Source organism: Aquibacillus rhizosphaerae, assembly GCF_030282825.1.
Lineage (GTDB): Bacteria > Bacillota > Bacilli > Bacillales > Amphibacillaceae > Aquibacillus_C > Aquibacillus_C rhizosphaerae.
Genome location: NZ_JASTZU010000041.1, coordinates 117701 through 142110, shown reverse-complemented (window position 1 = coordinate 142110; position 24410 = coordinate 117701). Strand labels below are relative to the sequence as shown.

The 24410-nt window shown below is 32.9% G+C and carries 29 protein-coding genes, 1 tRNA gene and 1 riboswitch; of the genes, 15 read left to right on the top strand and 15 right to left on the bottom strand.

Translation table 11 applies throughout. From position 1 onward, the window contains the following. Positions 1–22: 22 nt before the first annotated feature. A riboswitch (glycine riboswitch) is annotated at positions 23–112 on the bottom strand. A gap of 168 nt (positions 113–280) precedes the next feature. Both QQS35_RS14070 and QQS35_RS14065 read left to right on the top strand, forming a co-directional pair. After that, complete coding sequence (locus tag QQS35_RS14070; RefSeq protein WP_285932848.1) at positions 281–1951, top strand: DEAD/DEAH box helicase; 1671 nt, start codon at positions 281–283, stop codon at positions 1949–1951. Beyond that, on the top strand, positions 1929–2774 hold the full coding sequence (locus QQS35_RS14065) for a YqhG family protein (RefSeq protein WP_285932847.1): 846 nt from the start codon (positions 1929–1931) through the stop codon (positions 2772–2774). Before QQS35_RS14070 ends, QQS35_RS14065 begins: the two co-directional genes overlap by 23 nt. Before the next feature lie 8 nt (positions 2775–2782). Here QQS35_RS14065 and QQS35_RS14060 read toward each other — a convergent pair whose 3' ends face one another. Both QQS35_RS14060 and QQS35_RS14055 read right to left on the bottom strand, forming a co-directional pair. Next, on the bottom strand, positions 2783–2968 hold the full coding sequence (locus QQS35_RS14060) for a YqzE family protein (RefSeq protein ID WP_285932846.1): 186 nt from the start codon (positions 2966–2968) through the stop codon (positions 2783–2785). 47 nt (positions 2969–3015) lie between these two features. After that, entirely contained in the window at positions 3016–3510 is a 495-nt protein-coding gene (locus QQS35_RS14055) for a shikimate kinase (protein ID WP_285932845.1), read from the bottom strand. A 100-nt stretch (positions 3511–3610) separates the two neighbouring features. Between QQS35_RS14055 and comGA the strand changes: the two genes are divergently transcribed. The 9 genes from comGA (at position 3611) to QQS35_RS14010 (ending at position 8040) form a co-directional block, all read left to right on the top strand. Next, on the top strand, positions 3611–4618 hold the full coding sequence (gene comGA, locus QQS35_RS14050) for a competence type IV pilus ATPase ComGA (protein WP_285932844.1): 1008 nt from the start codon (positions 3611–3613) through the stop codon (positions 4616–4618). Continuing rightward, complete coding sequence (comGB, locus tag QQS35_RS14045; protein ID WP_285932843.1) at positions 4578–5636, top strand: competence type IV pilus assembly protein ComGB; 1059 nt, start codon at positions 4578–4580, stop codon at positions 5634–5636. The genes comGA and comGB overlap by 41 nt, the downstream gene beginning before the upstream one ends. A 16-nt stretch (positions 5637–5652) precedes the next feature. After that, positions 5653–5967: a competence type IV pilus major pilin ComGC gene (comGC, locus tag QQS35_RS14040; protein WP_285932842.1), complete on the top strand. Its 315-nt coding sequence runs from the start codon at positions 5653–5655 to the stop codon at positions 5965–5967. Further along, a complete protein-coding gene (gene comGD / locus QQS35_RS14035; protein WP_285932841.1) occupies positions 5967–6410 on the top strand; it encodes a competence type IV pilus minor pilin ComGD in 444 nt (147 codons plus the stop codon). The genes comGC and comGD overlap by 1 nt, the downstream gene beginning before the upstream one ends. Further along, positions 6394–6735: a hypothetical protein gene (locus tag QQS35_RS14030; protein WP_285932840.1), complete on the top strand. Its 342-nt coding sequence runs from the start codon at positions 6394–6396 to the stop codon at positions 6733–6735. Before comGD ends, QQS35_RS14030 begins: the two co-directional genes overlap by 17 nt. Next, on the top strand, positions 6683–7129 hold the full coding sequence (comGF, locus tag QQS35_RS14025) for a competence type IV pilus minor pilin ComGF (RefSeq protein WP_285932839.1): 447 nt from the start codon (positions 6683–6685) through the stop codon (positions 7127–7129). Before QQS35_RS14030 ends, comGF begins: the two co-directional genes overlap by 53 nt. After that, on the top strand, positions 7104–7487 hold the full coding sequence (locus QQS35_RS14020; RefSeq protein WP_285932838.1) for a hypothetical protein: 384 nt from the start codon (positions 7104–7106) through the stop codon (positions 7485–7487). Before comGF ends, QQS35_RS14020 begins: the two co-directional genes overlap by 26 nt. 59 nt (positions 7488–7546) lie before the next feature. Beyond that, positions 7547–7618, top strand: a tRNA-Gln gene (locus QQS35_RS14015). 179 nt (positions 7619–7797) lie between these two features. Further along, the gene (locus QQS35_RS14010; protein WP_285932837.1) at positions 7798–8040 is read left to right on the top strand and encodes a DUF2626 domain-containing protein; all 243 of its coding nucleotides are present in this window, start codon (positions 7798–7800) and stop codon (positions 8038–8040) included. 424 nt (positions 8041–8464) lie between these two features. Here the strand turns inward: QQS35_RS14010 and QQS35_RS14005 are convergent, their stop codons facing one another. Continuing rightward, positions 8465–9085 (bottom strand): MBL fold metallo-hydrolase, encoded by a 621-nt coding sequence (locus tag QQS35_RS14005; protein WP_285932836.1) that lies wholly within the window; start codon positions 9083–9085, stop codon positions 8465–8467. Positions 9086–9241: 156 nt separating this feature from the next. Between QQS35_RS14005 and QQS35_RS14000 the strand changes: the two genes are divergently transcribed. Beyond that, on the top strand, positions 9242–9403 hold the full coding sequence (locus QQS35_RS14000; RefSeq protein ID WP_285932835.1) for a DUF2759 family protein: 162 nt from the start codon (positions 9242–9244) through the stop codon (positions 9401–9403). A 163-nt stretch (positions 9404–9566) separates the two neighbouring features. Here QQS35_RS14000 and QQS35_RS13995 read toward each other — a convergent pair whose 3' ends face one another. The 4 genes from QQS35_RS13995 to QQS35_RS13980 form a co-directional block, all read right to left on the bottom strand. Beyond that, positions 9567–11468 carry an LTA synthase family protein gene (locus QQS35_RS13995; RefSeq protein ID WP_285932834.1) on the bottom strand — a complete coding sequence of 634 codons (1902 nt, stop codon included), beginning with the start codon at positions 11466–11468 and terminating at the stop codon, positions 9567–9569. Between the two features lie 350 nt (positions 11469–11818). Beyond that, on the bottom strand, positions 11819–12781 hold the full coding sequence (locus tag QQS35_RS13990; RefSeq protein ID WP_285932833.1) for an ROK family glucokinase: 963 nt from the start codon (positions 12779–12781) through the stop codon (positions 11819–11821). A 1-nt stretch (position 12782) separates the two neighbouring features. Continuing rightward, on the bottom strand, positions 12783–12992 hold the full coding sequence (locus tag QQS35_RS13985) for a YqgQ family protein (protein ID WP_285932832.1): 210 nt from the start codon (positions 12990–12992) through the stop codon (positions 12783–12785). 297 nt (positions 12993–13289) lie between these two features. Continuing rightward, positions 13290–14747, bottom strand: coding sequence for a spore germination protein (locus QQS35_RS13980; RefSeq protein ID WP_285932831.1), 1458 nt, complete (start codon positions 14745–14747; stop codon positions 13290–13292). 193 nt (positions 14748–14940) lie between these two features. On the opposite strand from QQS35_RS13980, the gene QQS35_RS13975 reads away from it, so the two are divergent. Further along, positions 14941–15810 carry a hypothetical protein gene (locus QQS35_RS13975; RefSeq protein WP_285932830.1) on the top strand — a complete coding sequence of 290 codons (870 nt, stop codon included), beginning with the start codon at positions 14941–14943 and terminating at the stop codon, positions 15808–15810. Here the strand turns inward: QQS35_RS13975 and QQS35_RS13970 are convergent. The 3 genes from QQS35_RS13970 to rpmG form a co-directional block, all read right to left on the bottom strand. Beyond that, entirely contained in the window at positions 15786–17354 is a 1569-nt protein-coding gene (locus QQS35_RS13970; RefSeq protein WP_285932829.1) for a rhomboid family intramembrane serine protease, read from the bottom strand. The two genes, QQS35_RS13975 and QQS35_RS13970, sit on opposite strands and share 25 nt — an antisense overlap. A gap of 481 nt (positions 17355–17835) precedes the next feature. Further along, positions 17836–18399, bottom strand: a complete 564-nt coding sequence (locus tag QQS35_RS13965; RefSeq protein WP_285932828.1) for a 5-formyltetrahydrofolate cyclo-ligase — start codon at positions 18397–18399, stop codon at positions 17836–17838. Positions 18400–18482: 83 nt separating this feature from the next. Next, on the bottom strand, positions 18483–18632 hold the full coding sequence (rpmG, locus tag QQS35_RS13960) for a 50S ribosomal protein L33 (RefSeq protein ID WP_285932827.1): 150 nt from the start codon (positions 18630–18632) through the stop codon (positions 18483–18485). Positions 18633–18831: 199 nt separating this feature from the next. Between rpmG and QQS35_RS13955 the strand changes: the two genes are divergently transcribed. Beyond that, positions 18832–19185 carry a hypothetical protein gene (locus QQS35_RS13955; RefSeq protein ID WP_285932826.1) on the top strand — a complete coding sequence of 118 codons (354 nt, stop codon included), beginning with the start codon at positions 18832–18834 and terminating at the stop codon, positions 19183–19185. A 10-nt stretch (positions 19186–19195) separates the two neighbouring features. Next, a complete protein-coding gene (locus tag QQS35_RS13950) occupies positions 19196–19669 on the top strand; it encodes a hypothetical protein (protein ID WP_285932825.1) in 474 nt (157 codons plus the stop codon). A gap of 200 nt (positions 19670–19869) precedes the next feature. On the opposite strand, the gene phoU is transcribed toward QQS35_RS13950, so the two are convergent. The 5 genes from phoU to QQS35_RS13925 all read right to left on the bottom strand — a co-directional run bounded on the left by phoU (position 19870) and on the right by QQS35_RS13925 (position 24391). After that, entirely contained in the window at positions 19870–20529 is a 660-nt protein-coding gene (gene phoU / locus QQS35_RS13945) for a phosphate signaling complex protein PhoU (protein WP_285932824.1), read from the bottom strand. Positions 20530–20546: 17 nt separating this feature from the next. Next, positions 20547–21383: a phosphate ABC transporter ATP-binding protein PstB gene (gene pstB / locus QQS35_RS13940; RefSeq protein WP_285932823.1), complete on the bottom strand. Its 837-nt coding sequence runs from the start codon at positions 21381–21383 to the stop codon at positions 20547–20549. A 22-nt stretch (positions 21384–21405) separates the two neighbouring features. Beyond that, positions 21406–22290, bottom strand: a complete 885-nt coding sequence (gene pstA / locus QQS35_RS13935) for a phosphate ABC transporter permease PstA (RefSeq protein ID WP_285932822.1) — start codon at positions 22288–22290, stop codon at positions 21406–21408. A gap of 1 nt (position 22291) precedes the next feature. Further along, positions 22292–23257, bottom strand: coding sequence for a phosphate ABC transporter permease subunit PstC (gene pstC, locus QQS35_RS13930; RefSeq protein WP_285932915.1), 966 nt, complete (start codon positions 23255–23257; stop codon positions 22292–22294). Positions 23258–23353: 96 nt separating this feature from the next. Continuing rightward, positions 23354–24391, bottom strand: coding sequence for a PstS family phosphate ABC transporter substrate-binding protein (locus QQS35_RS13925; protein ID WP_285932821.1), 1038 nt, complete (start codon positions 24389–24391; stop codon positions 23354–23356). Between the last annotated feature and the right edge of the window lie 19 nt (positions 24392–24410).

The following is a 24410-nucleotide window of genomic DNA, read 5'->3' as shown; positions in this document are numbered from 1 at the left end:
ATGTAAACATTCTCCAGAGTTGCGTCATACAAAAGTCTTTTTGCCTGAGAGATTCGCAATTAGTTGCTTGCTCCTTCGGCGCCACAAAAGTAGTCTCTCCTCTTGTAATCATTCGCTTATTTTAAATTATTAAAACCTGGACATACTAATAATTATGATTATACTTCCAAACTACTATTACAACTACTTTTCATACAAGAAATTAAAAGTATTATATCATAGCAAAACATGTTTGTGTTAAGAATTTTTAGAAAACAGCTTAAAAGAGGTGGATTATTATATGAATATAGAACTTAATCGTGACTATGACTTTATTGACCAACTAGAAACTAAACTCGATCATGATGGTCCATTTAGCACTTGGGACATATTTAAAATGTCTTATCAATCTTCCCTGGCTACAGTAACAAAAGATTTTAAAGGATTAACTGCACCTAAGCGTCTTCCACAAATGAATTTCTTAAATCACCAACTAGAATGCGCTCAACAAGTTGTTGAAGAAATGAATGGACGTGGAATTTTAGCAGATGAGGTTGGTTTAGGTAAGACTATCGAAGCAGGTCTTATTTTAAAAGAATACATGATTCGTGGCTTAGTGAAAAAAGCTTTAATTCTAGTGCCAGCATCCTTGGTTAATCAATGGGCTAATGAATTAAGTCAAAAATTCTATATTCCAGCTATTTCACAAAGAAAGCGTCCTGTTTGGGACCAAAACAATATAGTGATTACTTCTATTGATACAGCAAAAAGACAACCTCATAGAGACATTATTCTAGAACAAGAATATGATTTCGTTTTAATAGATGAAGCACATAAATTAAAAAACCATAAAACAAAAAATTATGAATTTGTACGAAAGTTGAAGAAGAAGTATTGCCTATTATTAACGGCAACACCTGTTCAAAATAAATTATCGGACATTTTTAATTTGGTGTCGATTCTTAAGCCAGGTTACCTTGGGAATTATGAAGAGTTCACGAAGCAATTTGGTAGAGACAGAAAAAACTTATTTAATGATGCGCATTTAAAACAATTAATTCAAAAAGTAATGGTTAGAAACCGAAGGGAAGACACGGGAATTGATTGGACAAAAAGGAAAGTTGAAACGATCTACATTGATTTTTCAGAAAAAGAACAAGAAGCATATAATGAGCTAAAAAGAATTACTAGTGAAGCCGCCAATTTTTCATCGATTACTTATACACGGGAATTATGTTCATCAAGGGAAGCATGTTATCTTTCGCTAAAAAAAATGCTTAATCAGGATAAAGGAATAGCCAATAGAACCGATTTTGAAAACTTCTTAAATCTAATTGAAGAGATGCCACATCACGCGAAAGCTGAAAAGGTAATTGAATTAATTGAAGATACAGATGAAAAGTTTATTATTTTCACGGAATATCGAGCGACTCAATTTTATTTACAATTGTACCTTCAACAACATGGCATCTCTTCGGTTCCTTTTCGAGGAGGCTTCAAAAGAGGTAAAAAAGACTGGATGAGACAATTATTCCAAAATAAAGCTCAAGTTTTAATCGCTACGGAAGCTGGTGGTGAGGGTATTAATCTTCAGTTTTGTAACAATATGATTAACTATGATCTTCCTTGGAATCCTATGCGCTTAGAGCAAAGGATTGGACGAATTCATCGTTTTGGTCAAGAACACGATGTAAACATCTATAATTTTGCCATTAAAAATACAATGGAAGAACATGTGTTAAAACTTCTATATGAAAAAATACAACTTTTCGAACGTGTTGTAGGAAACTTAGATGCTATTTTAGCTGAATTAGAAATAGGAGATGTGGAAGAAGAAATACAATCTATTTTTCAAGAATCTGCAACGGAGGGCGAAGCAAAAATCAAACTAGAGAATCTCTCTTCCGTCATATCCTATGCACAAAATAATTATTCTGAGGAGGACTTCAATGACACTCGCGAATCTTCATGATTTTCTCACGGATTATTTTACAGCAAACGAATGTGAAGTAATAGAAAATCACAATGGAAAATTACAAATACAACTAAACGATACAATGGATGAGCTCCTCATGAACCGTCCTTTCTACTGGCAATATGTTAAAAAGCTAGGTTATCCAGGTGAACCAATGAAAATGAGCTTAATTACTAATCCAGATAGACGTGAAGAAGAAGGCGAATGGATTCACTTTGGAAGTCCACGATTACATCAAATATTTTATACACTTACGACCCAAGGTAAATTCGCTAGACTTTTTGAACAAATAGAGACCGGACAAAGAACCGCTCTCGTTCCTTGGCTTATCATAAATATGGAAATAAGCTATACAGGCAAACACAAAAAAGACGAAATTATTTCGATGGGACTTCAATTAATAAATGGTGCAATGAAAATAGACATGATGAATCACCTTGAACAAGTAAGATTACAATCATCTATTGCAGATTTTAGTTACACGATGACACCGATGATACGGCTAAAAAGTGGATATCAACGAATCATAAATTACTTTGAAGATTATTTACAGCATAAAGACCATTCCTGGGCAGAAGAGTCTTGGAATCATCTACAAGAAGAAAAAAAGTTACTTGAACATTTTTATCACAACACAACAGATGATGAAGCCTATGAAAATCGATTTGAACAGGAAGTAAAAGACATAGAAAGTCTTTTTAAACCAACCATTCATCTATCAGTAATAAACGGTGGTTTGTTTTATTTATCCCAAGTGACCTCTAACAGAATAATGCTTTCCCCTAGTTCAGATAATCAAAAAAGTAGTAGGATCCACTAAGGAACCTACTACTTTTTCTTTTTCACTAATAGTTTAAAGGCAAACGGTAACAATCCAAACCACCGACTAGACATGCTTTCTTGTTTTTTGCGAAAATGTTTTTCCTGTTTTCTTTTCTTTTTTTCTTCTTGAGGCATATCCATATACTTCACTATCTCTTGGGTCATAAATTTCATATAATCATTACCGGACATTAATATCACCTCAGTTTATGTTATATGTCTATTTTATCCTTAATTGATTATTTTATAAGTGTAATAAGTTCATTCACAATCATCTCAGGTGTTTTGCCATCCGTAATAATAATGTAATCTGCTGTTTCTTTATACTTTATATCTCTTTTTTCTAACATTTTTTTCTTATCTCTCTGTTCATTATTCCAAATCGGACGTGCAGAATCATCTTTTAGTCTATGTACAATTTCTTGCCAACTTGTCTGCAAATAAATTACAATACCATTACTCTTCAACCAATCAATATTTTCCTGGCGCTCGATAATACCTCCACCTGTTGATATAATCCTATCTTTTATTGGAGTTTTTCTTAAAATATCTGTTTCATAATCACGAAATGTTTTTTCTCCACTTTTAGCGAAGATATTAGCAATGGTTGTCTGGTAAGTTTCTTCAATCAAGTCGTCTGTGTCAATAAGAGATACATGCAATACCTCTGATAAGCGTTTTGCTACACTAGTCTTGCCACTTCCCATAAAACCAATTAAATATATACTTTTCATTTAAAATCTCCTTTGTTGAAAATATTTTATATTTTTAGAAGGATATATTTTTTTCCTGTCGAATATTGTATCATCTAGAAAAAGCGAGGTGAACTATTTATTGAATCCAGCAGCAGTATTTTCCAACAAATTACTTCTATCAGCCATCCAAGCTACCGCATCAGATATCCACTTTTGTCCTTCTGAAAAAGAAACAGCCATTTATTTTCGAGTACATGGTAAACGAATATCCCACCACACTATTGGATTAAACCAATATGAAACACTTCTCACCTATTATAAATTCACATCAGGAATGGATATTGGTGAAACAAGAAAACCTCAACATGGGACGATCTCCTTTAAGACAATTCAACACAATTTTTCCTTACGATTATCAACACTTCCTGTCAATTCACAAGAAAGTTTAGCCATTCGTTTGCTTCCTCAACAAGAATTACTTCAGTTAGAGCAGTTATTTTTATTCCCAAACCAATTAAGTAAAATAAAACAATGGATTACACATCGTTCAGGAATTATTTTATTCACCGGACCAACAGGGAGCGGTAAGACTACTACACTTTACGCCCTACTTCAATCACTTCTTACTGAACATTCCTTCCAAACAATAACTTTAGAAGATCCAATCGAAAAAGAAATAAGTAATATACTTCAGGTGCAAGTAAATGAAAAGTCGGGTGTTAGCTATAATGTCGGACTAAAAGCTGCATTGCGCCATGATCCAGATATTATTATGGTCGGTGAAATTAGAGATAGAGAAACGGCACACTTCGCTTTTCATGCATCTTATACTGGTCACCTAGTGTTAAGCACACTTCATGCTAAGAATGCTATCGGTACTATTCACCGCTTACTGGAAATGGGGATAAAAAAAACCGACCTAGAACAAAGTTTAATTGCAGTCGCATCTCTACAGCTACTCCCAATCACCACAAACTCTCACCTACCCTCAAGAGCTGCCATTTTAGAGTTACTAGATAAAAACCAGCTTAAACAGGCCATTCAAAATAATAAGATTAGCGCTAAAGAGGCCTTTACTTCCTTTGAACAATTAAGGAGGAAAGCATATGCCTACGGTTTTACGACCGAAGAAGTATTTACAAAATAAAAGAACAAAATTACCAATTCAAGAACAACATAAGTTTTTATCACAACTACATCGTTTATTAGAAAATGGCTACACCTTAACAAACGCATTAGAAGTAATCCAATGGGACCATAGATGGGTAGAGAAAGCTTCATCTATTTCTAATACTTTAAAGCAAGGAAAACCACTAAACCAAGCATTATTTCAAGCAAACTTTGATGAAAAAATTGTATCTTTTATGTATTTTGCGATGGCACATGGTGATTTGAAAACATCCTTAAAACAATGTTGTTTGATGCTACAACAACAGTTAGATTTCATAAAGAAATTCAAACAATCAACTAGGTATCCACTTGTATTGTTCTTGTTATTTATTATCTTACTCTATTTCGTTAAGAACTCCGTATATCCTTCTTTTATACAGTTATTCTCATCAACAGGACAATCATCGTTGTTTAACAAAATTTCTATATCTATTATAGATATATTATTTAACGGAATTTTTGTTGGATCAATCATAGTTATAGGTTTCTTTCTATATTGGATGGTTAAGAAGGATAAACTGGATGCTGAAGAACAAATTAATATTTATAAAAAAATACCAATTATACGAACTTTCCAAAGACTGAACACAACCTTTTTATTTTCCATCCATTTAAGCTCTCTTCTTTATGCTGGAATTTCTCTTAAACAAAGCTTACACATATTAAAAGCTAACCCAAACATCCCTATTATCTCTTTTTATTCGGATCTCTTAATTAATGAATTACAAAAAGGCCACCCTCTAACTTCTGCACTCCCATCCTGTTATTTACTAGAAAATGAGTTATCCTCCATCTTTCAAAAAAATTCAAATAATGATGATTTAGTTGTCGATTTAACCATGTATGCTGAATTTTTAATGAATTATATGGAAGAAAAGATGAAAAAAATAATCTCTTTAATTCAACCAATTTTTTTCATTGTAATGGCTGCATTGATTATCTTTATTTACTTATCACTTATGCTACCTATGTTTCAACTTATACAAAATATTTGAAAAGAGGAATTCTCAAATGGAAAACGAAAAAGCTTTTACATTAATAGAAATGCTCATTGTATTAACAATTATTAGTACATTATTAATTTTACTGATACCAAATTTAGCAGATAAAAATGAACAAGTTCAAAACAAAGGTTGCGATGCCTTAGTACAAATGGCAGAAAATCAACTACAATCATATAAAATCGATAACGGATCTGCCCCGCAGTCAGTTACTATATTAATTAGTGAAGGGTATTTAAAAAAAGATACTTGTGCTAATGGCACCAAAAAAATTCAACTGACAGAAGATAAAACGAAACCGATTGAAGTCGTAGTAATTGAATAATGAGACAAGAACAAGGATTTACATTAATTGAAACTCTAATAGTTTTAAGTATTGTTTCTTTATTTTTAGTTATAGGTTTGTCATTTCAGTCACATAGTTTATATCAAAATCAAGCAAACCAGTTTTTCCGGCTATTTCAAAGCGATGTGTTATATCTACAACAAATCTCAATGGTCAGTAGAGACAATGCCTACTTAACAATATTGCCAAATGAACATAGCTATGAAATTAAAACAGGTGGCCTTGGAGAAGTTCTCGTTAAACGAGAATATCCAAAAAATTGGTTGGTTGATTTGAATACTCTATCAGCACCAATCTCTTTTACAATTAACGGCACCATTAAAAAACCAGGTATGTTTTATGTAAAAACGCCTACACGGAAGTATAGTATTTACTTTCCATTTGGTAAAGGAAGGAGCTATATTATTGAAAATGAACTCTAGAGGTTTTCTGATAACAGAAGTAGTTGCATCTTTTAGTGTCTTTGTAACGATCATGCTTACGGTAACACCTATTTTTTATCAGTTAACAATAGAAGAACATATCTTAAAAGAGCGACGAAACATACAATCAGTTCTCCATGATGAATTACAAATTGTCTTAGCTACAGACTTCAAAACTCCTATTAAAAAAGATATCAACATAGACAACCAAAAGGTCGAGGTCTCATTTACGGAAGATAGTTCATTAGTGAAAGGGTGTGCACGTTGGAATAATGCAAAACAAGTTAAAGAAGAACTCTGCCTTTACGGTTATACAAAAAAGTGAAAAAGGTTTTTCTCTTATATCAGTTCTTTTTGCACTGACAGTATTATTTATTATGCTACCTCTGATTCCATTTATATTCAGCTTAACAGACCAAACTTCTTTTTATGATGAACTTGCTACTAGACAATTCTTTCACTTTGTTACAGATGAACTTCATAACGCCACAAACTATTCCGTTAATAATTCCACCTTATCCCTTCAACAATCTAATGGTGACATATTAACAATAGAACAATACAACCAATTAATACGAAGACAACTAAAAGGAACTGGTCATGAAATATTGCTAAGGGATATTAAAGAAATGCTTATTGAAGATACATCTTTTGGAGTCCATATTAAAATCACAACATTACAGGGAGAATTGTATGAAAAAAAAATCAGCTTTTACTAAAACAATGCATAATAGTAATGGGTTTATTTTCCCCTATATAATGTTCCTAGCTGTACTTGTATTAATGGTGCTTACATCCTGTCTTTCCATCTATAAGAACCATATCGAAATGACAGAACTGCAATTAGAACAAATTAAACTAGAAACCTTACTTCAAATGAGTGACTATCAATTCTCAAAAGAATTAGTGATGGAGGATATTACTGAAGACGGACAACTAACATACGAATATCCATACGGATTTGTTAAAATTAATTATAAGATTAGAGGTGGGAACCAATTAATTATTGAGTACCATGCCACATCCGACAATGGTGGTAATTATGGCAGAATAGAAAAAATCGAAATGAATCTTTAAAATAAGCTAAAAAAATGTATAGAATTATAAAAAATGTCAAAGCTATTGTTGTAAGACATTGGGCTATAGCCAAGCGGTAAGGCAGCGGATTTTGATTCCGTCATTCGTTGGTTCGAATCCAGCTAGCCCAGTATACCCTGATAATGTAAAATGCTCTTGTACACCAAGAGCATTTTTATTTATATTAACTGAAATTAATTAATAAAATAGTATATACAAAAAAACGATGGATATATTAAGATTGATTTACAATCTCTTATAACTCGTATATAATAACGATGATACATAACTATGTAAAGGAGGGGAAAGTATGGACAGAATGTTTCGGGTGCTTTCTTTTTGGACAGCGATTTTCACTGTTATGTTTTTTGTTGGGGATATGCATAGCATGGCTTTCTTATTTTTAGCACAAACTGTTTTCTTCTTAGGGGTCGGTTTCCTAAATTTATCTGAACGCATGTACATGTACTTATTTGGTGCTTATTGTACCGTGTTTATGGTTGGGTTCACTTATTATACGAACTTCATACTAGTTCCCGGTTTCGGACATTAAATTAGTAAGTTTTAAAATATAGATAATTCTCTTGTGACAAGTAAGTTATTCTAGTTAATTTAAAATAATATTGCTTTATTCCTAACCGACAAGCAACACACATCCCCTTAAAAACCCATTCTAGCGAAGAATGGGTTTTTTTAAACTTTTTATCAGGCTAAAGAAACGCGCTACGCTTTTGACTCACCTTTCTCATGTAAGTTATACTCATCGAAGAAAAAATGCGAGTCCTCAGTGGGAAAGGAACAGTGTGAAGACCCCACAATAGTAAGGAAAGCTCCAGTGAAATGAAATCGCACGTAGAAAAAGTCTTATTCTTTTCAAGGTAGCGTTCCCAATGGAAAGCGAGTGTTTTGTCATAGCGGCATATCATCACTCAACTTGTGAGAGATAAAAGAAATTGATTATTTTGTTACTGGAGACTTTATTTTAAAAATGTATTATTTTTTTTCTCGTATTCTATAGTTGTTTCTTTTCCATGACCTGGATGTACAATATAGTCATTACGCAATGTGAACATTTGTTTTTTAATACTTTTTAATAGTTGCTCCATATTGCCACCAGGTAAATCTGTTCTACCTATCCCATTGTGAAACAAACTATCTCCACCAATAACAAAGTTTTCATCATGAAATATAAATATGACTCCACCAGGTGAATGTCCAGGCACGTGACGAACTTCAAATCTAAAAGAACCTAGTGTCATCTGTCCATTCTTTAAGTAATGTTCTGCAGCACTTGTTGTGATTCCACCACCCATAAACAAAGCTGAACCATTTAAATTAGCATCTGTTAACCACTCTTGTTCATTTTTATGCACATACACTTCAATGTTATAATAATTTTTAATATCATCTACAGCTCCGATATGATCAAAATGAGCATGTGTAAGGCAAACAGCAATAGGTTTTAAATTTTTTTCATTTATTAAGTCAATTAATTTGCCGCTTTCCCCACCTGGATCAAAAATAATAGCTTGTTTATCATTATGCACCACATAACAATTAGTTCCCAACGGACCTAATGGGATTTTTTCTAATTTCATAAAATTTCTCCTTCTCAATTAAAATTAAATATTAATTTTTATCTCGACAAAATAAAAAATTTCCTTTAAAATGTATGAGAGATAATTAACTATTACATATTATTATAATAACAAGCCATATGCAAATGGTGTTGGAATTACAAGGAGGTCGAAAGTATGGTACTTGCCGTTCTATTTTTAGTAGTAACCATATTGTGTGCGATAGCAGTCTTTAGAGAACTTAAGACAAAAAACTTTTTCGCTGTAGGTTTTGCTGGTATTTCCACGTTAGTTTTTGGATTTTTCTCTATTGCAACTCTGTTGTCACCATTATTTTAGTTCATCTTTCAAACTCCTTGGTATTAACAAGGGGTTTTTTATTTGTCCTAATTACTGTTATAAGAAAAGCACAAGCTCCTTCTAAACAAGAAATTTATAATGCTTTCTAAACTTTTAAATATAAAACAAAAAAGAGCGCCTTTTATAACTGCGCTCTTTTTTGTTATTCATTATTAAAATTGTAAAACCGGAAGAGATCACCATAAATCACTTTATCTGAGTAGGATAACTCTTGCTCTACATCAGCTTTGATTGGTGTACAAGCTGTCTCTCCTGCTGCTTCCTCATTACCAAGTTGGTTTACTTCCGTACCTAACAATTCACCAGTTTCTCGATTAAAGCATTGATCTTTACTATAAACATATTCATCAGTAATGAAGCTACCGTCTCTCAATGCAACGAAATCCTTCTTCGATTCACTAGCAAATAAATCTTGGCCAAACATAATATCTTCAGTAGTTTCTATCCCGAGTAAATGTAAAAGTGTTGGTTTTACATCAATTTGTCCAGCAATATCAGAAATTACTTTTCCATCCACACCTGGTATGTGAATAAAGAAAGGTACACGTTGTAATTGAATATGATCGTACGCAGTAATCTCATCTTTTTCTAAATACATGCTCATTGCCTTATCATGAAAATCACTAATACCATAATGATCACCCATTAATACAATAATTGAGTTTTCATATTCGCCAGATTCTTTTAATTGCTCAAAGAACGCCTCTACTGCCTCATCCGTATATCGAACTGTAGGGAAATATTGATTTAATGTTTTAGAATTGGAATTATACGGTTCAATAGATGCATCTTCTTCACTTAATTCAAACGGATAATGGTTCGTTAGCGTAATAAATTTACTATAATAAGGTTCTGGCAACGATTGTAGATACTTTATCGACTGTTCAAAGAATTCTTTATCTTTTAATCCCCAGCCAACTGAGTTCTCTTGATCAACTTCATAAGCAGTAACATCATAAAAATTGTCATAACCTATATTGTCATACATTACATCACGATTCCAAAAACTTTTATTATTTGCATGGAAAACATTCGAGTTGTATCCATTGGAATTTAAAACTTCTGGCATAGCGTTATATTCATTCTGTCCATGTGTGAAGTACACTGCTCCACGTGGTAGCGGGTATAAAGAATTTTCAATTAGAAACTCAGAGTCAGACGTTTTACCTTGCTCTGTTTGATGATAGAAATTTTCAAAATAAAAACTATCCTCAATCAAATCATTTAGGAATGGAGTTACTTCCTCTCCATTAACTGTGTTATTAATAACGAAGCTTTGGATTGACTCTAAGGAGATAAAAATAACATTTTTATCCTCTGCTATCCCAAAAAGCTCCGAGTTCTCAGCACTAGTTTTATGCTGTTTAGTATAATCTTCAATTTCAGGCATTTCATTACCATCTGCAAAAACACGTTGTGCCTGTGATTTAGATTGTAAAGCAATATCATAAATATGATAGTTAAACAGGCCTATATTTTTAACAAGATACTCTCTATCAAAAGTTCTTTGCAGTAGCTGTGGTCTTTCTGCTTCTGCTAACAAATAATTAAACAATAAAAAACCAACAGAAAAGGTTAATGCAAGTACCTTTGATCGCTTTTTATAATCAACTTTAAAATCATCCGTATATTTCTTACTCAAGTACCACACAATAATAACATCTAGAAATAGTAATAGGTCCGGGATGTGCATTAACGCCAAAGCACTAGTTCCTAAATCTGCTGCATTACTCCCTTGAAATAAAACAGGTATAGTAATGAAGTCAGTAAAATTACGATAAAAGACGAGATTAAAATAAAGAATGAGCGTACCAATTAACGAGGCGTACCTCAAAAATCTCATTTGTCCCTTTTCTTTAAACCATACACTAATCGCAAAAAATAAAAACGCCGATGCAAAAGGGTTAATAAATAAGATTACTTCCTGCATGATATTTTCTAAAGATATATTAAACAAAAATCGATAAACAATATACGTTTTAATACCAAACAATATACTTGCTATTATATATAATGGTAAATTGAAAAATTGCTTTTTCTGCATTAAATTTCCTCCTTACACAATCTATCTATATTTATTAATTTGAATTTACGTTTTATTAACATTTTATAACTATACCACTAGTAACCAATTTAAAACTACATATACATTAGACGTTATGCAACTGAAATAAGTTTCACTTTTTTAAAATTATTTTAACAAAAAATTAATAATTACTATTTTACTTGACGATACCAAAAAAATAAACCCTACAAAAGGGAATATTTTAGTCTTGTTATGTTGGTGTATAACAAGATATAAGTAAGTACGAATATTTACAGCAAGTAACAACCATTATACTTACATTTTAAGGATATTACAATCTTTATTTTAAAATGGAAAAAAGACCTTAATCATTTTTCACCCTCTATAACTAAATATGCTCCACCAAAAACACCTGCGTCATTTCCTAGTTCTGCTATAACAAGTTCACATGCATCGCTAACTCGCGGTAAAGCATACTTGTTGAAAGCTTCTTTCAATGGTAAAAGCAAGTCATTTCCAGCTTTTGATACTCCACCACCTATTACGACTTTTGAAGGGTTAATTATTGTCGCAGTATTAGCTATTGCTAAACCTAATACATTAGCGACTCGCTCAATTATTTCTATCGACTCTTGATCACCTTGTGAAGCAGCATGAAAAACATCTTTTGAAGTAAGTTCACCATTTGCATTCAGTATCTTTCTGAGTAACGAGTGTTGATTGGATTGGGCTGATTCAGTAGCTTGTCTTACAATTCCCGTAGCTGATGCCACTGTCTCAAGACACCCTCTTCTACCGCAATTACATGCAGCTCCTTCAGGATCAACAGTGAGGTGACCAATCTCACCAGCTGTACCATTAACACCATTTATTATCTGGCCATTTGAAATAATTCCACCGCCTACACCAGTACCTAGGGTAATTGCAATAAGATTATCGGCTTTATTGCCTGACCCTTTCCAATTTTCACCTATAGCAGCAATGTTAGCATCATTATCAATGTAAACGGGTAAATTTGACAGTCTTTCTAACTGTGCTCCTAATTCGAAGTCTTTCCAGCCTATGTTTACAGCCACAGACACTACTCCAGTTGGTGTATCCACAAACCCTGGTGCCCCTGCACCAATTCCCTTGATATTCTGCTTGTTTAGTTTCAGACGCACAATCCTCTCGTCGATAGAGTTCCAAATATCTTTAGGAACGTGTACTCCACTATTTTCTAATCTAGTTGGTATTTCCCATTTTTCTATAATTGCTCCTTTTGAACTAATAAAAGCAATTTTAACTGTCGTTCCACCTATATCTACACCGATAAAAATTTGCTCTTCCATTTTATTTATATCCCCTATCCTCACGAATTTTAGTAGCTCTTTGTCTTAATAATAGTGTCGCCATTTGATAGTCATCCGATTTTATAAACTGGGATTGGTATAACTCTTTAACTTCATCTTCCATTAATTCCAAATCTGCTAATTGGTCACCCAGATAAATTATTGTTCCAAATTTTTTAAGTAGTTGTTGAACATCATAGATTGTTTTCATTTTTTATCACCTCTGTTATTATAACAAATTCTATTGATAAGATTAAATAAGTTTATTAAATACTTCACAATTAATTTTTAACTTTAAAGACCATGTTATTCTTGAGACATTAACTTCTTAGTCACAGAGGAAATTTCATATATATATGAGTCAATTTCATAATTACCTTATTCAGTCATCTAAAGGCCATATATAGTTTGGAAATGGTTTTATCCAACTATATATGGCCTTTAGATGACGACAAAATTGGTATTATGAAATTGATTAATTTGGAAACAAAAAAGACCCAAATCGCAATTAACGATCCGGATCCTGTGGGTTTAAAAAGGACGGTCTACTCCTTTTTAATGGGACTGGAGTACGTACTAGTACGTCTGTAAATGCTTTTGGTGAAAATGGGATAAACGGCCATAGATAAGCAGTATTGAAAGAATTCATTCTAAGTAAATAAATAATCCATAACGTAATACCAGCTACATAACCTAATACACCGAAGCTTGCAGTAACAATTAAGAGAACGACTCGAAAAATACGATTTGCTAAGCTTAACTCATAACTAGGCGTAGCAAAAGTACCAATGGCAGCTACTGCCAAATATAAAACAACTTCGTTTGAAAACAAACCTACCTCAACAGCCACTTGCCCTATAAGAATTGCTGCGACTAGACCCAAAGCAGTAGCTAATGCTGTAGGTGTATGGATAGCTGCCATCCTCAACATATCTATTCCTATTTCTGCGATTAAAAACTGCAATAACAGAGGTATAGCTCCAAATTCATTTGGTCCAATAAACTCTAATTCACCTGGAAGCAAATTAGGGTTAACAGAAAATAAATAATATAAAGGTAATACAAAAATAGATGCAATTACAGCAATAAAGCGCACTAATCGTAAATAGGCACCTACTAAAGGTTTTTGTCTATATTCCTCCGCATGTTGCAAATGATGCCAATATGTTGCAGGTGTTATCATAACACTAGGTGAACCATCAATGATTAAAATGATATGTCCCTCATATAAATGAGCTGCAGCTGTGTCAGGCCTTTCCGTATATCTAATTGTAGGATAGGGATTCCAATGCCGTCCTCCAAGGAATTCTTCAACAGTTTTTTCCGCCATAGGAAGTCCATCAGTATCTATCTTTTGTAAATTGTTTTTTAATGTTTTCACTTTCTCTGGATCTGCAACGTCTTCTATATAACAAACACATATATCCGTCTTCGATCTTCTTCCAATACTCGTATATTCCATTCGTAAGGAACGATCTCTTATCCTCCGTCTCGTTAAGGCAGTATTAAATACAATTGTTTCTACATAACCATCTCTTGATCCACGTACAACCCTTTCTAAGTCAGGCTCTTGTGGTCCACGAACAGGATAAGTTCTAGCATCAATCATGATTATTTGGTCTATACCTTCAATTACTAAGGCAGTCGGTCCAGCTAAAACAGTATCGGTGGCTACATCCAAATCATCAACTTTTTCAAGTTCCACATAAGGTAAATACGTCTTCAGTAATTTGTCTAATGGATCTGGTTCAAGTTGCTCTGGTTGAAGCTTGGAAAGAAATTTCATTAAAAGGTGTAGGATATCGTCTTTAACGAAACCATCAACCATAAACATCGCCATTTTACGATTCGCATATTCGAGGTCTAGTTGGATCACATCAAAGCTTTTATCTACCCCTAACCTTTCACGCATATACGATACATTTTCACTAAACTGTTGATACATTGGCTTTTTTTGATTTTCCATATTCTCACCCTATATTTTATAAGTACTTTTCTACTTCTATAGCTTGCACTTATTTCGGTTTACCATACATCCCTAGTTATTATGACTAATAGACACTTTATCGAATTGCAAAAAAGTACTTTCATATATAAAGAACCTGTCACATATATTGTAAGGTGTACAGGCTCGGATAAGATTAGGAGGAGTTTGTTCTATGAAAAACAAAAAAAATGTATTTTTATTAATCATCATCTGTTCATTTTTCATGTCTATATTATTATTTTATAAAGACAATACGAGTGTCATTAAGTTTTTCCCTATAGATGAATCCATATCTTTCTCTTCTTATAACACAGAGATAAGCCTAATATCAGAAACTGATCAGGATGAATACGATATAAACTGGAGTTCATCTTCAAAGCTTCGTACACCTATTTACTTACGCCAAGATGTATCATTGCTATATACAGATGGACGTTTAAAAGGAATTTTAAGCAAATGGAAGGAAAGTGAAAAAGACATCATATTAAATTCTAAGATTCATGGTGAAGATAGTAGCCATTTTCAAACCATTTCTTTTCACCATGGAGAGATTCATTATCCAGATGACAAAATTAAAAGTATCCATAGGATGTCGTATGATGAATTATACGTAATTGATTCCCCTCATACTGCCCTAGAATCGTTTGAAGTACCTACAAATCATTCTCAAACAGAATGGAAAAAAACTTTGGATCACGCGACAAATCAGCAACTTAGTTATCATTGGAAACAATTAATAAACTATTTTAAGATTCCACAAGATAGGTATGTTTTTGTACCATTAACAGATTTACAACATTATGAGGATAATCCCATACCAACCCTTACGAAAAATCAAACAAAACAAGTAATTGGGCAGTTATGGGAAGGACTATATAAAAATTACATTTTAACCATTACTCGTGATGAACAACCCGTTAATAGCTTTATACCATTAATCCTTTTTGATAAACAAGGTGAACATTTGTTGGTCTTGTTTCAAGATCAACATAAAAAAATGCAAAAGCTAAAACAAAATTATCCTTCATTTAACAATCGTTGATGAAAATCAGCAAAACTCCTATTATCTGGTTGGAGTTCAAGAGCAGTCTTTGCATGTGAAATTGCTTTTTCGCTATTTCCTTCATCTAAGAACAAGATTGCAAGATTGTAATGAGCTTCAGCCATATCCGGGTTAATCATAACTACCTTTTCTAAATCCTTTTTAGCTTTGTTTAAGTCATCTAACTGAATTAATGCAAAGGATCGATAAAACAACAGTTCTGCTTCATAATCACTAGAATAATTAATTGTATCATTAGAATATTTAATTGCCTTACTAGTTATCTCTACAACTTCATCAAATTTTTCTGCTTCTATTAGCTCTTGAGTTCTTTGAAGTTGTAATGTTTCATCCATTTCAACGGAAGTGTTTGATAGTCCATATAAAATTAGTCCAGAAATAATACCTATATAAACAATAAAAGAAATTAGTTGAACAAACCACTTCTTCTTCTTCGGGAAGAATACAATAGAAGATGCAATAAATCCTCCTAATAATCCTCCCATATGAGCACTATTGTCTATAGAAGGGACTAATAATCCACACAAGATATTAAGAATAATTACAAAAATCACATTCCAACCCATTGTTTGAAAAAATACCCTTTTGTAATTTATCCCAAAAAATAATAGTGCACCGAACAATCCAAATAAAGCTCCTGATGCTCCAGCAGCAATTTGAGGACTAAAAGCGAAGCTTGAAAGACCTCCAACAATACCAGCTAGAAAATAAATAATGCTATACCTAGTACTTCCATACATTCTTTCAACTGCAGTCCCAACATAAAAAAGAGCTAACATATTCATGAAAAGATGTAATGATCCAATATGAAGAAACATGGAAGAAATTATTCTCCACCATTCTCCATCAATTATTGCTGGATTGTACTTAGCTCCATAATTTACTAGCACTTCAGGATTAGTACTTCCTCCATTAATATCTAAAACAATATACATTAGAATATTAGCAATGAGAAGTAAGTAAGTTATTACTGGTTTTCCATTCTGAAATAGTTTTTCTGTCTCTTTTATATTTTTTTGATATTCACTATCTATTAATGTTTTTAAGTAATGTGTTAATTGTTCCATCTCAATTTCTGTATTTGGAAATTCGACCGGTTTGTAATCTATTCCAATGTTGTCATGTAAGCGTTTAGCCTCGTATTCTCTATTGTCTTCATCCAAATAATAGACATTCATCGTAGTAAATTTATTATCTTTTATAGATATTGGTTTTTTTAAATATTCCCACTCATCTACAGGAGGATGCGTAGCAATGTACACATTATGTACATGAACACTTCTTCCGATTATTAATCTTTTTAATTTCTTCACATTTTCAATCGTTAAATCAACCTCTTGCTTTAAACGATTCTGCCAATCAAAACTGCGTTGAATAATTCGAATTAGGTGAGATTTTCCTTTTATTTTCTTTTCTAACCATACTTCCGAACTTCTATTATTTATAAGAACAATATTACATTCATAATCATGAATGAAGTTGTAAGTTAAACGATTTAATAGATACTTCTCTTCTAAAAACAAAGCGTTCCCCCACCTCTCTCCATCATATTACCATGTTCCTAAGAATTAGTTTAAGTAAAATGATTCTCACATCAAGATATGTATGGTTTTATGCCATTGAAAAGAATAAGAAAATGCGGGTTTACTTGAGCTAGATGTAGTACATGCTAATAGTCAGTTTTCCATAAGACATTATATCTATAATATCTTATGATACGAAAAAAACGTTCAGCTGTTAGACAGCTGAACGTCCCAGAATACTCGGTAGTATTCTTTTACGTATATAAGGCATATTCATTGAAATACTCACAATAATCTTTCTTATTATATTAACAGCTAGTAACATATTTAGAATTTTGTACCTTTTTTTAAATACAACAGTTGAGCCAATTATAACAGAACATATTACTAAGAAAGACCTCATCATAACACCCTTTCTTTACCTTAATGTGAATATGTATAGTGTGCTCGTATTTGTTAAAAATATGACTATCAAAAACATTTAATTATCGAGAAAGCCATATTCAGAAATTAGATAATTAACTGGAATATCAAAAGGTTCCCTTGGTACTGTATCTACAATTTGGAAACTACAGGCTAATGAAAGTGTAATACCTTTGAAATTATTAAGGTATCGATCATAATATCCACCTCCATATCCAATACGGTATCCTTTTCTATCAAATACTAATCCTGGAACAATCATAACATCTATTTTGTCTTTGTTAATTTTTCTATTATCGTCTGGTATTGGTTCATGCAAATTTGAAAATCCAACTTCTAGTTCATCAAATGACTGTAGTTCGAAAAAAACTAATTTACCGTATGTAGGATAGCATTTAGGAATACAGACCTTTTTCCCATGTGACCAAGCTAGCTTAATTATTTCACGTGTGTTCCATTCATAGTTCTGTGAAATTGTGATGCCAATAACATCGTTTTTATCCCAAATCCAGCTATTGACCAGGTAGTACTGCATTTTTTTTTGAATATTATTTCTCGTATCTATATCTATTTCTTTTAGTATTTGTTTCGCTCGGTTTCTATGTTCCTTTTTAAGATCCATATAAAGATACACCTCTTATAATAAGAAAATGAAAAACTCTTACCTTTTGCTGGTAAGAGTTTGTCGAATATACTATGTGTATATTATTTAGTTTCGCGATGTAGAGTAACTTTTTTCAATCGCGGGCTGTATTTTTTAAGCTCTAAACGTTCTGGATGTTTACGTTTATTTTTAGTTGTAATATAATTGCGGTCACCAGTTTCGGTGCAAGCAAGTGTAATGTTTACACGCATTGTTATCCCTCCAAACCATTATCATTAACTAGAATTTCATATCTTTTTTCAGACTTAATAATATTACCAAAAATCCTACCAAATATCAAGTTAACTTAATAAAAGTTAACCGTTTTCTATAAATATTTTTTATCTGTTGTTTTCTACTACATCTACTTATGTTATAAATAATACTGTAAACAAAAATGGAGGGACGCATGTGATTTCAGCACTAATAAGTATAGCAACAATTGGTTTACTACTAATTATTTTATCCTTCTTTATGAACGATAAATTCAAGCAAATGGAAGAACAAGTTGAACAAATTTCCATCACCACACTGCAAGAATCCTATCAAATGAAAAAAAAGATAAAAATATTAGAAGAAGAACTTTTATCCGAGGATCTATCTGAGCCAGAATTCAGAAGACCAGAAAACAATCAGTCACCGTTAATGCGCAAGATAAATCACCTGTACAAACAGGGAGCTACAATAAAAGAAATCGCAATAGAAACTAAACTTAGTGAGTACGACGTGCATTCTATTGTTAATCAACTTTCTAAAGAAAGATAGAGGCGTTTATATGAAACAAACGATAAGAGCATTCGCACTAGGTCTTTTGTGTGCAACTTTAATATTAACTATCTCTCTTGTTATCGATCGGAATTCTGATAACAAGAATAAAGAAACAGAGATAACTAACGATGAAATGATTAATTCACTACAACAAGAAGGGTATATTATTCTAACGGAACAGGAACTAGAAAAAATGAAAGAAGTAGAAAACAATAAACCTGACACAGTTCCAGAACAAGAAGTAATAGAGGAAGAGGAAGAAGAATCAGAACTAACAACATTCACACTTACTATTGAGGCAGGAATGAATGTTAATGAAATTTCAGAATTACTATATGAAGCTACAATGATAGAAAATCAAAATGATTTTATCACTTATCTTGAAGAAAACGAATATAGTACTAAAATTCAAATTGGTGAATTTTCGATAAATAGTTCTATGACTAAGGAAGAAATAGCAAATACGATTACAAACCAGTAACTCGGTTTTTTCTCAAGGCATTTTCGTAAACATTGTTGCTTTACAAACTTCAAACTTTATATAAAGTTTGCACTAACAGCTATGTTGATTTTCGATGGTTAGGCCTAAAAGAGAAATAGCGTTGTATGTCTAAAAAATATTTTGAAAAAAGTCTTCCATATTAAGTGGGAAAGCAATTTATGCTTTCCCCCTCTTTTATGTTATTCATTTAAATCAAACGATTCACCCTTCACTAGATACATGATGTTTTCTCCAATATTTGTAGCGTGATCACCGAATCGTTCAATATATCTACCACTGAATGCCATTTGCATAATATGCTGGATTTTTTCGGGATTAGTTGCAGTTTCTTCTAGTAGCTCTCTTAAAACCGTCGAATACATCCCATCAACTAAATCATCTAATTCAGCTAACTTTCTTGCTAATGTAATATCCTCATTTTCATATGCTTTAACAGATAGATCAATCATCCTAATTGCAATGTCCTTCATATCTTCTATAGCACCATGAATCTGAATCCCATGCTTTTCTCCTAGATGAATGGTTGATTTAGCAATGTTTTTTGCATTATCCCCCATCCGTTCTAAATCCGAAGAAATACGAATCGCAACAATTAGCCTCCTTAAGTCTGAGGCTACCGGTTGTTGTTTAGCAATTAATAAAACAGCTGCTTCATTAATTTCGAAGTCTCTTTTATCTAATTCCTTATCGTAAGCAATTACTTGCTTAGCCAATTCGATGTCAGCAGTGTACAATGCCTTGACAGCATCACGTAGGAGACTTTCTGTTCCTCGCGCTAGTTCGATAATCATTGCTTTCACTTTATCCAACTCAATTTGAAATTGTTCTCTAGCTACCATTACATATCCCCGCTCTCTTATCCGAATCTTCCCGTGATGTAATCTTCTGTTCTTTTATCTTTTGGTGTTGAAAATAAGAAGTTAGTATCTGCATATTCTATTACTTCACCGTTTAAAAAGAATGCTGTTTTATCTGAGATACGTGCTGCTTGTTGCATATTGTGTGTAACAATAATAATGGAGTAATCTTTTTTTAATTTTTCGATTAATTCTTCTACTTTTAAAGTTGATTTTGGATCTAGTGCAGATGTTGGTTCATCCATTAAAATAACATCAGGCTCAATTGCTAAACAGCGCGCGATACATATTCTTTGCTGTTGACCACCAGAAAGTGAATAGGCGTTTTCTTTCAATCTATCTTTAACTTCATCCCAAATATATGCACCGCGAAGGCTTTTCTCTACAATCTGGTCTAATACTTTCTTATTGCGAATTCCATGAATCCTTGGACCGTATGCAATGTTATCGTAAATAGATTTTGGAAATGGATTAGGCTTTTGAAAAACCATACCTACCTTTGTTCTTAATTCCTCAACTTTAAACGATTTATCAAGTATATCTTTATTTCTATACTTGATCGTTCCCGATGTACGGACGCCTGGTACCAATTCCACCATACGATTTAAAGTTTTTAAATAGGTCGATTTCCCGCAACCTGAGGGCCCTATAATGGCCGTAACTTCTTGTTCATAGATAGGTAAAATTATATTTTTTAATGCATGTGTCTGACCATACCACAAATTCAAATCCTGTGTATCGTACACAATGTTATTGCCTGTATCAGCATTTTTAAAAGCATTTGCACTTGAGTATTGATTTAAACTACTACTTTCTTTATCCATAACAAAACTCATTTATTTTCACCCCTATAAAAATTTAGAATCTCTTTTGAAACTTATTTCGAATGATAATTGCAATAGAGTTCATTAAAAACAATATGATTAATAAAATTACAATCGTAGCAGCAGCTAAATTGGCATACTCATCAACAAGTGCTGAATCAATTGTCCAGTAATAAATTTGCATCGGCATAATTGTAAATTTATCAAAAACACTATCTGGAATTGGGATAATTAATGCTGGAATACCAATTACAACTAATGGTGCAGTTTCTCCAATCGCACGCGAAAGAGATAAAATAACACCAGTTGAAATTCCTGGAATTGCTGCAGGTAAAACAATGTTTTTTATCGTTTGCCACTTAGTAGCTCCCATTCCATAAGAAGCTTCTCGCAAAAATTGTGGTACCGCACGAATCGCTTCTTGACTTGCCACAACAACGATTGGAAGAATAAGCAGAGCCATAGTTAAACCACCAGCTAAGATAATATTTCCAAGCCCCATTGCTCTGACAAATACAGTTAAACCTAATATACCGAACACAACAGAAGGAACACCTGCTAAATTGGAAATATTAGTTTGTATGATGTTTCGAACTCTTCCTTTTTTTGCGTATTCTTCGAGATAAATTGCAGTTCCTACTCCTAAAAATATTGTTACTGGAGCTACAACCACCATCAACCAGACAGTTCCCATAATCGCTCCAAATATCCCTGCCCGCTCAGCATCCGTTGATAATTTGCTCATAAGAAAATTAATATCAATCCAGCCAATACTATCTGAAAAGACACGATAAATTAAAGTAATTAATACAAGTAGTCCAAAAATCGCTGCAACGAAAAAAATTGACTTCGCTAAATTATTTTTAAATATACGTGGTGACATGTTTTTATTTACTTGTTCTACATCTATATATTTCATACTAATATTCCTCCCTAAATTTACGGGAAATATATTGGGCAATTAAATTCATAACTAAAGTGAAAACAAATAGTGTCATAGCAACAGCATATAGACTATAGTAAAGCGTTGTGCCAGCTGCCGCTTCTCCACCAGTTACTTCAACGATGTAAGCTGTCATCGTCTGCATTGATTCAGTAATATTAAATGAAAAGGCCTTGTTACTTCCACTAGCAATAGTTACAATCATTGTTTCTCCAATCGCACGTGAGATCGCAAGAACAAAAGATGCGATTATTCCGGAAATAGCCGCCGGTAGAATTACCTTAAAAGTCACTTCAAGTTTGGTTGCGCCTAAGGCTAAAGCACCTTCCCTCATGGAATTTGGCACAGAGCTCATCGCATCCTCTGAAAGTGATGCAACCATAGGAATAATCATTATTCCCATTACTAGTCCTGGACTAAGGATATTGGTAGGGTCCAGAGCGGGAATAAAAGATCTGAGTAGAGGTGTAACAAATGTAAATGCAAAAAATCCATAAACAATAGTAGGAATTCCTGCAAGAATTTCTAAAATTGGTTTTAAAAATTTCCTTAACTGTTCTGAAGCATATTCACTTAAAAAGATTGCTGTCATTAAACCTATTGGGATGGCAACAGCAACAGCTATTAGAGTTGAAAGAATAGTTCCAGTCAATAATGGCAAAATACCAAATTTGGCATCATCACCCAAAGGTTTTAATTCAGTTCCTGTATAAAAATCCCAAAAAGGGACTGCTTGAAAAAACGAAATAGTTTCACTTAAAAGAGTGAATACAATACCAATTGTCGTTATAATAGAAACAGCTGCTATCCCTAATAAGATATAGGGGATAACTTTTTCAGTAACACTATTAAGATTAAATGAATTTTTATTTTTTTCAATCATATCACGGACATTTATTTTCTCTTTATTGTTTTTAAGTCCCAACGTAATTACCCCTTTCATCCTTATTGTTAATAAGGACAAATTACTATCTTTTATATTTAATATTTAAGAAGATGAGAAGCAGAACTTCTCATCTTCTATTTTAGGATTACATAATTACTTTAAGCCATTAAGGAAATCAAGAGATTCCTGAATCTTTTCATCTGCCAATGGAGCAAATCCAGTTTCAGCAGCCACATCTTGTGCATTTTCCATTGTATAAATAGCATAATCTAGAACTTGAGGCTTTTCATTTGCCAATCCAACATTTAAATAAGTAAACACTGGACGAGTAAATGGCATGTAACCAAAGTCTTCAGTTAATCCAATAGTCTCTAAAGATGGAGCAACTGGACCATCACCAAAATCAATATTTATAGCAGATACTTTGTCTTTATTATTGTCAAAGTAACCATATCCGAAAAACGCAATTGCATTTTCATCTTGAGATACTAATTCAACTAAAGTTGAATATTCTTGTTGTAAGTTAATTCCTTCAACCATTTCTTGTTCTTCAAGAATTGTTTCATAGAAGAATTCATAAGTACCATGGTTTTCGTTAGGTCCCATTGCAACGATTTCTTCATCAGGGAAGCTAGGATCAACATCACTCCATTTTGTGTATCCAGAACTTGCTAAGAAAATATCCTTGACTTGATCTACAGTTAACTCAGTAGCCCAATCATTTTCTGGATTAATAACGATTGTGATACCATCAAGAGCAACTTGGAATTCGTGGTACTCAATTCCTAATTCTTCAGCTTTCGCAGCTTCTTCATCTTTAATTGTACGAGATGCATCGTTAAAGTCAGTTCCACCATCTTCAACTAAGAACTTTTCAAAACCTGCAGAAGTACCAGCACGTCCAACTTCTACAGATACACCTTCTTGTTCATTAAGCATATAGTTTTCAGCCATTTTAGCCATAAAAGGATAGACAGTACCAGAACCATCAATCACTACACTGCCTTCAAGAGCTGTTTCTTCAGCTGGCTCTTCTTCCGCTTCTGTTTCAGTATCTGTTTCTTCTGTATTTGTGTCATCACTTCCATTGCTTTCTTCTGACTCAGTCTCTTCGGCTGCACCACATGCTGCAAGAATTCCAATAAGCAACATTAAAAGCGCTGCAAATGATATTAACTTCATTTTCTTCATTACTAATTTCCCCCTAAAG